The sequence below is a fragment of the Vibrio brasiliensis LMG 20546 genome (assembly GCF_000189255.1).
Lineage (GTDB): Bacteria > Pseudomonadota > Gammaproteobacteria > Enterobacterales > Vibrionaceae > Vibrio > Vibrio brasiliensis.
The window spans coordinates 77,629-90,011 of record NZ_AEVS01000090.1; the positions used below are offsets into that span (position 1 = coordinate 77,629).

A 12,383-nucleotide genomic window follows, 5' to 3' on the forward strand; every position below is an offset into this window, starting at 1 on the left:
AAGGGTAACAACCCCATTCAATAAAGAACCTGAGTGTAATCATGCCATTCTCTAAACTTGGTCTTAGCCAGCCTATCACTGATGTGATTTCTCAACTTGGCTACAGCAAACCAACGACGATTCAACAAAAAGCTATTCCAGTGATCTTGCGTGGTGATGATCTCATCGCGGCAGCTCAGACGGGTACAGGTAAAACCGCTAGCTTTGTTCTGCCTATTTTGCAAAAGCTTAGCCAAGGTGAAACCCAGCGTAAAAAACGTATTCGTGCACTTATTCTTGCACCTACGCGTGAACTTGCGGTTCAGGTAGAACAGAAAGTTCAGGATTACAGCAAAAATCTGCCTTTAACCTCCCTGGCCATGTACGGTGGTGTGGATGAAGCGAGCCAGAAACAAGCTCTGATTGACGGTGTCGACATTCTGGTTGCTACACCTGGTCGCTTGATTGATATGTATGGCAAGCGTGCTGTTCACTTTGATGAAGTTGAAGTACTGGTTCTTGATGAAGCAGACCGCATGCTCGATATGGGCTTTATTGAAGACATCAACAAGATCCTTGACCGCTTGCCTACGGATATCCAGCACTTGCTGTTCTCGGCAACACTGTCAAACAAGGTCCGTGATCTGGCGAAAACAGCGGTTCACGATCCCTATGAGATCTCAATAGCAGCCAATCAAGCGTCTAAGAAAAACATCGAGCAGTGGTTAATCACGGTCGATAAAGATAAGAAATCGGCGCTACTTAGCCATTTGATTAACGAGAATGACTGGGATCAGGCACTGATCTTCATTGAGACCAAACACGGCGCAGCGAAACTGGCTTCCCAGTTGGAAAAACGTGGCATCATTGCCGAGGCTTTCCATAGCGGACGAAGCCAGGCAGTACGTTCACAGCTACTGGCAGACTTTAAAGCAGGCAAGATTAAATACATGATCGCCACTGGTGTTGGCGCCCGTGGTATCGACATTGAGGGCCTGTCACGCGTGATCAACTACGACTTGCCATTCCCCGCGGATGAATACGTTCACCGTATTGGTCGTACAGGTCGTGCAGACGCGTCGGGCGAAGCTATCTCATTTGTCTCCAAAGATAACTTTAAGAACCTGTGCATGATCGAATCACGTTTAGGTCATCTGATTGAACGTCGCGAGATTGAAGGTTTCGAACCTCGTAAGCCAGTACCAATTTCAATCCTTAACTATGTGCCGAAGCATAAACGCCAAAACAAGGAAGACTAATGAGCGCACCAACCAAGATTACGTTTTTTGAGTTCCTGACGCCTTCAATCGTGGCGGGAAAGAAGACTATTACTATCCGTGATGAGTCTGAGTCACACTACGTGCCGGGAACAGAAGTAGAAGTCTTCACTCTGGAGACCGATGAAAAGGTGTGTAACATTAAGATCCTGTCAGTGAAGCCTCTGCACTTTGACGACATCAATGAGTTCCATGCCGAGCAGGAATATATGGAGTTGCCAAAGCTTAAGACGCTAATCCGTGAAATCTACCCTGATACTGATACCCTATTCGAGATCAGCTATCAACTCGTCTAAATCTCCCGCCGCAGGTGGTCAATACCCTCTGCGGCTGGTTCCAAAGTTCAGTGCAACTTTGACTTTTTTCTTACTCTCTCTCCCTGATACGCCATTCACCATCTACACTTACTAAATCAATCAAAATCAATGATTAACCATTAACAAAGTGTGGATTTATCAATGTCAGCTTCAGTGAATAGATTCCAATATCTGCCCATTATCGCCCTAGCCCTGTCGATGCTTGTTGGTGGGTATTTCTTTCATAACACGCTCGCTGACTGGAGCAAAAAAATCGTCAGTGATTACATGTCGAGAGTACTGGATGATGTCGCGCACCAGATCCATGAACAGCAACTCGACCTTTACGATATGGCGCCATCCGATATCGACGCCTTTATTGACAACCTTTCACAGTCTCGTGTCGGACAGCGCCTGACCATCATTCATAGCAGTGGTAAAGTACTGGGCGACTCGCAGCTTTCTAACCGAGAGATCTCAGGCTTGGATGACCACAGTACACGCGCAGAAGTGGCCGACGCCTTAGTGTCTGGGATCGGGATTTCAAAACGCCACAGTTCTTCCATCGATCAGGATATGCTCTACGTCGCGAGAAAACTGATCCTGCCTGAAGATGAACACGGTCATGACACTCAATACGTCATTCGACTGGCAATGCCTCTTACCGCACTGGTGGCCATGACCAGCGATCTTGAACTGATTGTCTATGCGTTGATGGGCGCTTCATTTGCCGTACTGATCTGTTCATCCTGGTTCAGTCACCGCCGTATCTTTGCTGTGGTCAGTCATGAGAGGCAACAACAGGAAGAACGCATCGCCAAAAGTACCCGTGAGATTGAACTACTCCATCAGCTCGCCAATATGCTGGCAGCCTGTAACAGCATTAAAGAGGCTCAGGTCGTGGTTGCCGACATCATTCCACGTATTCTGGGTGATATTAACGGCTGCGTCTCTATCATGCGCGAATCGCGTAACCAGTTAGAAGTGAAACTTGACTGGGGTGGCACCTGGCCTGCCAGCACTGTGTATACTCCAAATGATTGCTGGGCACTGCGTAAGGGTAAATTCCATCTCTCCCACGAAAAGCACCACCACTTAGTTTGCAGTCATATGAGCCACCTTGATGGCGATGGCAACACCTTGTGCGTACCACTGACTGCCCATGGCAATACCGTGGGTATGTTCCATCTTTACTTTGGTCAGCACAACAGTCATGTCAGTGATGAAACCAAACAACTCGCCTTCACCCTTGCCGAACACCTAGGTTTAGCCCTGGCGAATCTGAGTCTGCAAGAAAAACTACGTTCACAGGCCATGCGCGATCCGCTGACCGGACTCTTCAACCGTCGCTACTTCGAAGAAGTATTTGACCGAGAGTGGTCAAAAGCGGAACAGGACAGCACCCAGTTGTCACTCCTTATGCTCGATCTCGATCACTTCAAGCGTTTCAATGATAACTTTGGTCATGATGCTGGTGACTACGTACTGAAAGAAGTCTCATCGCTGCTCAAACAGTCGATTACAGATACCCATGTTGCATGTCGTCTCGGTGGCGAAGAGCTGGCGATTATCTGCCCCGACACGCCAGCAGTGGAGGCATTAACGCTTGCTGAGCAGATCGTCGAATCAGTACGTGAGCTACATCTTGATATGAAAGGCTTATCGCTTGGCCAGTTAGGCGTCTCGATTGGTGTAACAACCTACCCCGAGTTAAATGCCTCAACGGCTGAGTTGGTTAAAGCTGCGGACACTGCGCTGTATCAAGCCAAAGATCAAGGACGTAGTCAGGCGATTCACTCCAATGCAGGCCAAAACAAACCCGCCGCCTCAGTCAGTGATATCATGCCGTTAAAGTCTTGAATCAAAAGCGAATATAGCACCTGTGCAATCCATCGTAGAAAACAGACTAGACGACTGGTCTAATTTAAAATATAGTATCGCCATGAACGCAAAAACCCAAGACACTCGCCAACACATACTCGAAGTGGGCTACCAACTGGTGGTCTCCAAAGGCTTCACTGCGGTTGGCTTATCCGAACTCCTTAAAAGCGCCGATGTACCGAAAGGTTCTTTTTATCATTACTTCAAGTCAAAAGAGCAGTTCGGCGATGCGCTTATTGAAGAGTATTTCAGAACCTACCTCAGCCGTGTTGATACGCTGTTATCAAGCAATAATGTAACAGCTCGTCAGCGTCTGCTTGACTACTTCTCGCGCTGGCTGGATGTGGATAACGGAGTCTGTAATGCTAATAAATGCCTGGTGGTTAAGCTAAGTGCCGAAGTATCGGATCTGTCTGAGTCAATGCGCACTACACTGGCGACAGGAGCCGATAAGATCGTCAGCCTGATCGCCCGCTGCATCGAATCAGGAATTGAGGACGGCTCGATTAAGTGCCATGACGCCAACCAGACGGCACGTCAGCTCTATCAGCAATGGCTTGGTGCAAGTCTGCTCAACAAACTTCATCAGGATGCGAGCAACCTAGAACTTTGCTACGTCACAACTCAGCAACTGTTAGATAACTAACACAACCCGCCACCCACCATGGCGGGATTTTTTGAAATATTCACTAGACGACTGGTCTAATAATAAGGAATCATTATGACTCACTCTACAAATCGCCGCATCGTCCTCGCTTCAAGGCCGGTAGGTGCACCTGTTGATCACAACTTCCGTCTGGAAAGCGTCGATAAGCCAATCCCTGCGGAAGGTGAAATGCTACTTCGCAGCGTCTACCTGTCTCTCGACCCTTACATGCGCGGACGTATGAGCGATGCAAAATCTTATGCTGATCCGGTAGCCATCGATGAGGTTATGGTTGGCGGCACCGTCTGTCAGGTTGAAGTCTCTAATCACCCAGACTATGAGGTGGGCGAATGGGTTCTCGCCTTCACAGGTTGGCAGGACTACGGTATCTCTGATGGTGAAGGTTTGATCAAGATGGGCAAAGCACCCACTCACCCATCTTACGCATTAGGTGTGATGGGTATGCCTGGCTTTACAGCTTATATGGGCCTGCTTGATATCGGCCAGCCAAAACAAGGCGACACTCTGGTTGTTGCTGCCGCGACGGGTGCCGTGGGCTCAATGGTTGGCCAGATTGGTAAATTAAAAGGCTGCCGAGTCATCGGTGTCGCGGGTGGTGAGGAGAAGTGTCGCTACGCTATAGAACAACTTGGTTTCGATGAGTGTATTGACCATAAGGCAGACGATTTCGCCGAGCAGTTAGCTAAAGCTTGTGATCAGGGAATCGATATCTACTACGAAAACGTCGGTGGTAAGGTGTTTGATGCGGTAATGCCACTTCTTAATACAGGTGCTCGTATCCCGTTATGTGGTCTGATTTCGCAATACAATGCCACTGAGCTTCCGGCAGGTCCGGATCGCATGTCGATGCTGATGGCACAACTGCTGATTAAGCGTATCAAGATGCAGGGCTTTATCATTTTCGACGACTATGCACACCGCTACGGCGAGTTCGCCGCTGAAATGGGTCAGTGGCTGGCAGAAGGCAAGATTCACTACCGTGAACATCTGGTTGAGGGCCTGGAGAATGCGCCACAAGCCTTTATCGGTCTGCTTGAGGGTAAGAACTTCGGCAAGCTAGTGGTACAAACCAACCAGCCAATTTAAGTTTTATCGATCGTTGACCAAAAAATAAAGGGCCTACAAGCGTAGGCCCTTTTGTATATGGCGAACTTTCCTCGCGCTCAGAATTGGCAAAATCGGATAAGTTGCACTAAATTTATCTATGTAACAGGTAAGAGCCAAGGTGCATATCACACTTGTATTGCACTCTTTCCCTGTACCACTAGCGAGGAATGAACAATGAAAAACTTCGATTTTTTTAAACTGTTCGACACCAAAGAGCTGTTTATCTTTTACTGATTTTTGCCAAGCGCTTTGATCAGAACAGAGGTATCCATCCGGCCATAGCCTTCTTTTTGCAGCTCCGCGTATCTTTGATCAATGTCCTGAGTTAAAGGCAGTTCGATACCAACGCGCTGAGCTTCTTTGAGGCAAAAGCCGAGATCTTTACGCATCCAGTCGATAGCAAAACCAAAATCAAACTGATCATTAGACATAGTGACAGCGCGGTTTTCCATCTGCCACGAGCCTGCTGCACCGTGCTTTAATGTATCGACCACTTGCTCAACGTCAAGGCCCGTTTTCTGCGCGAGTAGAATGGCTTCACTCAACCCCTGTAACACACCGCCAACACAAATCTGGTTGACCATTTTACAACGTTGTCCCTGACCGTTTTCACCAAACAGGTTACTCTGCTTAGCGTAAGCGTCCATTACCGGAGCTACCTCATCGAACACCTGCGGTTCGCCACCACACATGATAGTCAGAACACCATTTTCCGCACCAGCCTGCCCACCAGAGACAGGGGCATCAATAAAGGCATTGCCGTTCTCTTTTGCAGCCTGAGCCAATTCGATCGCTAATTCCGCAGAAGTGGTGGTGTGATCAACCAACACTGCCCCCGGCTTCAGACCAGCCAGAATGCCATCATCGCCGTAAACAACGCTGCGCACATCATCGTCGTTGCCGACACAGACAAATACCATGTCACAATCTTGCGCTGCTTTCTTTGGCGTATCACAAGCAGTGCCCTGATATTCCTCTGCCCAGTGCTGCGCTTTAGTAAAGGTACGGTTGTAAACACGGGTCTGGTAGCCTGCTTTGCTCAGGTAGCCAGCCATTGGGTAGCCCATCACACCCAAACCTACGAAGGCGACTTTGATACTCATGACTTCATCTCTCTGTTTTATCTTATTGTTTTGCCAGTGTACTAAACAATGGCGCGCAAATTAACCACATATCGTGCCCCTATGGTGTAACCGGGTAATCAGAGCCCGATTCCTCAAGACAAATCAATTCGCCAAGCCTTACATTACTAATACCAGCTATCAACTTGAGTTATCGCTCAAAGGCAGTGAGATGGAAATACCTTAAATCTCATTGATTTGCTCTTTTACTCGCTGAATTAATTGTGCCAGAATCAAATCTATTACCATTGTGTTTAATAAGTTGTCACATGAAATTTCAAGCCGCTATCTTTGATATGGATGGCCTTCTACTCGACACGGAACGTGTCTGCATGCGCGTATTCAAACAAGCATGTGCTACCACCAATCAACCTTTTCATGAAGAGGTTTACCTTTCCATCATTGGTTGCAACTCAGCCACGATTGAAAAGATATTTCGTCAGGCCTACGGAGAGCATTATGAAACCGTGCATGACGAATGGCGGGTCAACTACAACGCGATTGTTAAGCATCAGGCGATCCCGCTAAAAGAAGGGGTGATTGAGCTGCTGAGCTGGCTGAAAGAGAATAACGTGCCCATTGCTGTCGCCACTTCAACCCATCGCGATGTTGCAACATTCAAACTAAAATTAGCCGGTCTTGACCACTATTTTGACAATCTAACCTGTGGCTGTGAAGTATCTCATGGCAAACCCGATCCTGAGATTTACTTGCTCGCGGCACAACGACTAGGCGTAAACCCGGCAAACTGCCTCGCATTTGAAGATTCCAATAACGGTGTACGCAGCGCAGTAGCCGCCAATATGACCACCTACCAGATCCCAGATCTGGTTGAACCAAGTGAAGAAGTCAAAGCGCTTGGTCATCAAATCGTCCCTTCTTTGAGTCAGGTTCTGGCTCAGTTGAAACAGCAATAATGAAATTCGTGGGTAAGCAGACGCTTACTCACGATTGTTCCCCGGATAGCTGCCCGACTTCTCCCTTATCGTTTCCTTATACCCTTTACCGATTTTCAATAACTAAGCGTTCTATTAATAGTTTGATGTCACGGGTTTTTATCTTCTAAAGTAGTCCCAATCTAATCTATTGAACGCAATCCAAATAAGGAACGACAATGACAAACCAATACGTACCACCAAAAGTTTGGCAAAACGAACCTAGTTCAGGAAATCAATGGGCGAACATTAACCGACCTGATTCTGGGGCTAGATTTGACAGAGAGTTACCTGTTGGAGAGCACCCTTTGCAGCTTTACTCATTAGGTACTCCTAACGGCCAAAAGGTCACGATTCTGCTAGAAGAGTTACTCGCACTGGGTATTAAACAAGCTGAGTATGATGCGCACCTGATTAAGATTGGTGAATCTGACCAGTTCTCATCAGGCTTTGTTGCGGTTAACCCTAACTCGAAGATCCCTGCATTGGTGGATAACTCTGGTGAAACTCCAGTCAACGTATTTGAATCTGCATCAATTCTGGTCCATTTAGCAGAGAAGTTTGGCAAGTTCCTGCCAGAAAGTGGTTCGGCAAGAACCCAGACTTTCAACTGGTTATTCTGGGCACAAGGTTCTGCGCCATTTCTAGGCGGTGGTTTCGGCCACTTCTACGCTTATGCAGATGAGAAGCAAGAGTACCCGATTAACCGTTTTGCGATGGAAGCAAAACGTCAGTTAGATGTACTGGACAAGCAATTGGCTAACAATACCTTTGTCGCGGGAGAAGAGTACACCATTGCAGACATGGCGATCTGGCCATGGTACGGCAATCTGGTTCTGGGCAAGCTGTACGATGCCGCCGAGTTTTTACAGGTTGAAAGCTATGAAAACGTCGTACGCTGGGCAAAACAGATTGCAGAGCGTGAAGCTGTTCAGCGTGGTCGTATTGTTAACCGACCATTTGGTGAAGAGTGGGAACAGGTGCTAGAGCGTCACAGTGCTGAAGACATTGATAAAGTGATGGCACTTAAACCTGAATAATGTCCGTTAAGACTTGGGTTGGGTGAGTGAATAAATCAGTCAGGTGAAAAAGTACACATCCTTGTGTCGTATGCTCTGATTTAGATCCAAGCCAGAGACAACAGCAAAAATGGTAAGGCAATCGCCGATGCCATTTTTGCTAACGCCATGAATTCACGCATCATTACTTCACGCTTCGGTGAAACAACAACCGTAGAATATGACGCCGCAACTTGTGCACTGTTCATAAATCCTCAAACGGATGAGATGTTAAGGAGCGGCAATTCTATAGACTGGTTAATTTGAGTTCAACTTTAATACACCCTTTACTCAGTTCACCCTCTCCCTGTTACAAATAGCCTATTTTGGTGATAACCATTTTATGATCCGAGCCATTAGGGCGCGCTATGCTACGCCTTTCGCAAATTCGTCTGCCAGCAAATGAAGATTTCAGCCACAAGTGATCAATGGCTATCATTGAGAAATCCGGAGTGGTTACCTGACTTGCCCAGTTTGGCCAACTCGCAACTGGAACGGTTTGAAAACTCGGTAAAATCTGACCAAACCTCAAGCTGACTGCCGACAGGTTAAAGTCTCCGACCACCAATATCTCATCACTTGGATAGAGTTCAATAATCGACTCAATGGTCCTTATCAACGCATTACGTCGATACCATAGCTCTTTGGTCCTTGGCGACGGCGGGTGGGCAGCAATCAGAGTCATGGCTGTGTGCTTATTTGGCTGCCAAACCCCACGGATAATCGCTTCTTGATCCGGAGTCATATAAACAGACACATCGGTGAGTGGCGCTCGACTGAGTATCATCTGACTAGAGGGGTAACCGACCCCCTCCTGACCACCGTAGTAATAGGGATAGATATCATCCAGAATTTTCAGCTTCTCACCTATCTCTGGCGCTACCTCTTGTAATACCACCAAATCACTCGGTTCAGACAGCAGTCGATTAATAAACTCATTAATGTCCTTGTTGCCGTAATAGAGATTAAACTGACTGACTGTGATGGGATTAACGCAGTTGGCAACCAATGTATGATGTGATTTAGGAGCAAGCAGGAAAAAGACACCGGATAGCACCAGGCTCACCAGCCCCGGCGCCCATTGCTTTGTTAATAACAACGCCGCAGCGAATACCCAGTAAAGAATTAAAAACACCGCTGGGAAGGCGACAATATTTTCTATCCACCAAGTCGATTCGTAAAACGACAAACCAACCCAAGCTAACGTTGGGCTAAAAACCAATAACCAGACTAAGCTACGTTTTATCAATCTAAGCACCTCATTAGCCATCTCAGTCAAGTATGGTTCAAGATGTCATAATTCTCCGTTAGCCTAGATTAAAAATAACCAACACATGAGTTCCACCTAAGGTCTTAGCAATAAGAAATATTGCATATCCATGCAAACTAGTTCTTATTACTCTAGATCGCAGTGCAACCTAATACATACGATTAGATCTCACATTGTTAATATTGGCAATAAGATCCACTGATATTGCTAACAATTCATCGGCCAATTGCTATAATCTAACCTCTTCTCTAGATGGAACTTGCGGAGTTACATGACTAAGCTAACGGATAAAAAGCTGTTAAATTTAATTACTTATGCTCCAGCTTCCATAGTCGCTGTCTTCACCCTATTCTGGGTATTCCTTACCGCCAGAGATGTCATTCTAAACTCCGAGGAACAGCTTCGTGCCCTGCGCCAGGAGCATGAGCAACAACAGCATTCGACCCTGACCAGTCGGGTAGAATACGTTGAGCAGCAGATCAGTTACGCTCGGGCACAAACCGAAGCGCAACTGGAAAGCACCATCAAAGAGCAGATCTACCAAGCGCACAACATCGCGACCCGGATCTACGAAAACAATAAACACCTGCCCGAAGCAACAGTGACCAAGCTCATCACTGATGCCTTGCGTGACATCCGATTTAATCAAGGTCGGGGTTACTTCTTTATCTACAAAACCGATGGCCTCAACGTCATGCATCCACTGCTTCCTCGCGTTGAAGGCACCTCGCTGTGGGACTTTAAAGATGTTCGCGGCAGCTATATCGTGCGTGAAATGGGCGAAGTAGTAAAAAAAGATGGTGAAGCTTTTTATCGTTGGTGGTTTGTTAAACCAGACAATAAAAACAAAGAGTTTGAGAAGGTAGGCTTTGGTAAGTACTTCGAACCTTATGACTGGTTTATCGGCACCGGCGACTATGTTGTCGATGTAGAAAACGACATCAAAAATACCGTTTTAAAGTGGCTGACAAATCTGCGCTTTGGTCAGTTTGGTTATGTGTTTGTCATTGAAAACGACGGTACCATCCTCTCACATATTGATCCATCAATCATGGGCAAGAACGCGTATAACCTCGACAGCTCTGAATCATTGCAAGGTGTCACCGCACTAATGAATGCCGACAAAGAGTTTGTCCGTTATACCGCTAATGTTGGGCCTGACAATCTGACGGATTATGCTAAAACCAGCTACGTAGTTCAGGATCCTACCTGGAAATGGACAATTGGCGCGGGCACATACGACCAGATAAATCAGCGCTATTTATCTGCCGTGGAAGAACAAGCTAAAGCCGAGCAACGCAGCACCCTACAGCAATTATTGGCGATAGGCCTACTGACAACTGGCATAGTGGCACTGTTTTCCATTGGCTTAAGTCGCCTGATCGCTAAGCGATTTAAAAAGTTTGAAAAGCGCATCAATCATGATTTCGAACATCTGCAGTCAACCAAAGATCAACTCGAATACATCGCGGCTCATGACGAGTTGACTGGCTTGCCAAATCGCTCTCAGTTACATCAACATATTAGCGATGGGATCAAGCAATCCGAGAAAGCCTGTTGCCAGTTGGCCGTGATGTTTGTTGACCTTGATGACTTCAAAAAGGTTAACGACTTATACGGCCATTCTGCAGGAGACAGACTGCTGAGTGAGATAGGTAAAAAGTTTGAAGCTTTCCTGGGTCCAAACGACTACGTCGCTCGCTTTGGTGGCGATGAGTTTATCTTTTGCTTCTCCGGCTTAACTAATCTGGCTGAAACAGAATCTAAGGTCGACAGTATCAAGCAGGTGTTTAAACAACAGTTTGTTATCGACGGAAAAGTCCTGTTTGCCAGCTGTTCGATAGGCGTTTCCATGTACCCTTCAGATGGTAATGAGCCTGAAGAGCTGATTTCCAAAGCCGACATCGTACTTTACAAGTCAAAAGCGCGCCAGAAAGGGGACGTGTTGTTCTTTGACAGCAGCATTAACAAGCAGGTTCAGTATGACTTCTTATTGGAGCGCGAATTACGCGGCGCCATTGATCGTGGTGAACTGTCCGTGGTTTATCAGCCTCAGGTTTGTGCTGAGAGCGGCAAGTTGTATGGCGTAGAGAGTCTGTTACGTTGGAACAATAGCCAGCTTGGTCATGTATCGCCATTAGAATTCATTTCTCTTGCCGAAGAAATTGGTTTGATCAACCAGCTCGGTGACTATGTAATCAACCGCTCATGCGAAGAGTTCAGTCAGTTGTTCCCTTCTCCTCATCACGATTTGATGTTGTCGATTAATATCTCGCCGATGCAGTTAATGAACGAACAATTGATCCCGAATTTACTCGCAGCCACGGCCAAGCACCAACTACCGACCCACAGGATCACGTTGGAAATCACCGAAAATGTACTGATCACCGACCTGCCAAAGGTAACGCCAATCATCAGCCAGTTAAAAGAGCTTGGGTTTACCATTTCACTGGATGATTTCGGTACCGGTTACTCTTCGCTTAGTTACCTGAGCAACCTACCACTCGATGAACTCAAGATTGACCGGGTATTCGTCGACAAGATGCTTAGCTCTGAACAGAGTGACTCCCTGGTGAAAGCGATTCTCGCTATCGCCCGTTCTGCCGAGATGAGAGTTGTCGCAGAGGGTGTTGAAACCGATGCACAAAGGAAAGTTCTGATAGAGTATGGATGTGATGTGCTGCAAGGCTATCTGATTGAGCGCCCGATTAGCGCAGATCAATTGGCTGAGAAATATGGTTTTACAGCCGATGAGGTTAACGATTGAAGTCTAAGCTGCGATTTTGCGTTTA

Annotated in this window: 10 protein-coding genes and 1 pseudogene; 8 read left to right on the forward strand and 3 right to left on the reverse strand. The window is 46.8% G+C overall.

The window, feature by feature from the left end; all coding sequences use genetic code 11:
- Positions 1 to 41 precede the first annotated feature (41 nt).
- From RH46_RS17810 to RH46_RS17830, 5 genes are all read left to right on the forward strand, one after another.
- Positions 42 to 1,238: a DEAD/DEAH box helicase gene (locus tag RH46_RS17810; protein WP_006880913.1), complete on the forward strand. Its 1,197-nt coding sequence runs from the start codon at positions 42 to 44 to the stop codon at positions 1,236 to 1,238.
- Positions 1,238 to 1,552, forward strand: a complete 315-nt coding sequence (gene yqfB, locus RH46_RS17815) for a N(4)-acetylcytidine aminohydrolase (protein ID WP_006880914.1) — start codon at positions 1,238 to 1,240, stop codon at positions 1,550 to 1,552. Before RH46_RS17810 ends, yqfB begins: the two co-directional genes overlap by 1 nt.
- A 162-nt stretch (positions 1,553 to 1,714) precedes the next feature.
- Positions 1,715 to 3,412 (forward strand): sensor domain-containing diguanylate cyclase, encoded by a 1,698-nt coding sequence (locus tag RH46_RS17820; protein ID WP_006880915.1) that lies wholly within the window; start codon positions 1,715 to 1,717, stop codon positions 3,410 to 3,412.
- Positions 3,413 to 3,494: 82 nt separating this feature from the next.
- Complete coding sequence (locus RH46_RS17825) at positions 3,495 to 4,079, forward strand: TetR/AcrR family transcriptional regulator (RefSeq protein WP_006880916.1); 585 nt, start codon at positions 3,495 to 3,497, stop codon at positions 4,077 to 4,079.
- A 75-nt stretch (positions 4,080 to 4,154) separates the two neighbouring features.
- Complete coding sequence (locus RH46_RS17830) at positions 4,155 to 5,186, forward strand: NADPH-dependent curcumin/dihydrocurcumin reductase (protein ID WP_006880917.1); 1,032 nt, start codon at positions 4,155 to 4,157, stop codon at positions 5,184 to 5,186.
- Between the two features lie 248 nt (positions 5,187 to 5,434).
- On the opposite strand, the pseudogene RH46_RS17835 reads toward RH46_RS17830, so the two are convergent.
- Positions 5,435 to 6,334, reverse strand: a pseudogene (locus RH46_RS17835) (NAD(P)-dependent oxidoreductase); the annotation flags it as partial.
- A gap of 263 nt (positions 6,335 to 6,597) precedes the next feature.
- On the opposite strand from RH46_RS17835, the gene RH46_RS17840 reads away from it, so the two are divergent.
- Both RH46_RS17840 and yghU read left to right on the forward strand, forming a co-directional pair.
- On the forward strand, positions 6,598 to 7,245 hold the full coding sequence (locus RH46_RS17840; RefSeq protein ID WP_006880919.1) for an HAD family hydrolase: 648 nt from the start codon (positions 6,598 to 6,600) through the stop codon (positions 7,243 to 7,245).
- Positions 7,246 to 7,442: 197 nt separating this feature from the next.
- Positions 7,443 to 8,303, forward strand: a complete 861-nt coding sequence (gene yghU, locus RH46_RS17845) for a glutathione-dependent disulfide-bond oxidoreductase (RefSeq protein ID WP_006880920.1) — start codon at positions 7,443 to 7,445, stop codon at positions 8,301 to 8,303.
- Positions 8,304 to 8,383: 80 nt separating this feature from the next.
- Here yghU and RH46_RS22385 read toward each other — a convergent pair whose 3' ends face one another.
- Both RH46_RS22385 and RH46_RS17855 read right to left on the reverse strand, forming a co-directional pair.
- Complete coding sequence (locus RH46_RS22385) at positions 8,384 to 8,530, reverse strand: hypothetical protein (protein ID WP_006880921.1); 147 nt, start codon at positions 8,528 to 8,530, stop codon at positions 8,384 to 8,386.
- 101 nt (positions 8,531 to 8,631) lie between these two features.
- On the reverse strand, positions 8,632 to 9,567 hold the full coding sequence (locus RH46_RS17855) for an endonuclease/exonuclease/phosphatase family protein (RefSeq protein WP_040896167.1): 936 nt from the start codon (positions 9,565 to 9,567) through the stop codon (positions 8,632 to 8,634).
- Positions 9,568 to 9,862: 295 nt separating this feature from the next.
- On the opposite strand from RH46_RS17855, the gene RH46_RS17860 reads away from it, so the two are divergent.
- Positions 9,863 to 12,358, forward strand: a complete 2,496-nt coding sequence (locus RH46_RS17860; protein ID WP_006880923.1) for a bifunctional diguanylate cyclase/phosphodiesterase — start codon at positions 9,863 to 9,865, stop codon at positions 12,356 to 12,358.
- Positions 12,359 to 12,383 lie beyond the last annotated feature (25 nt).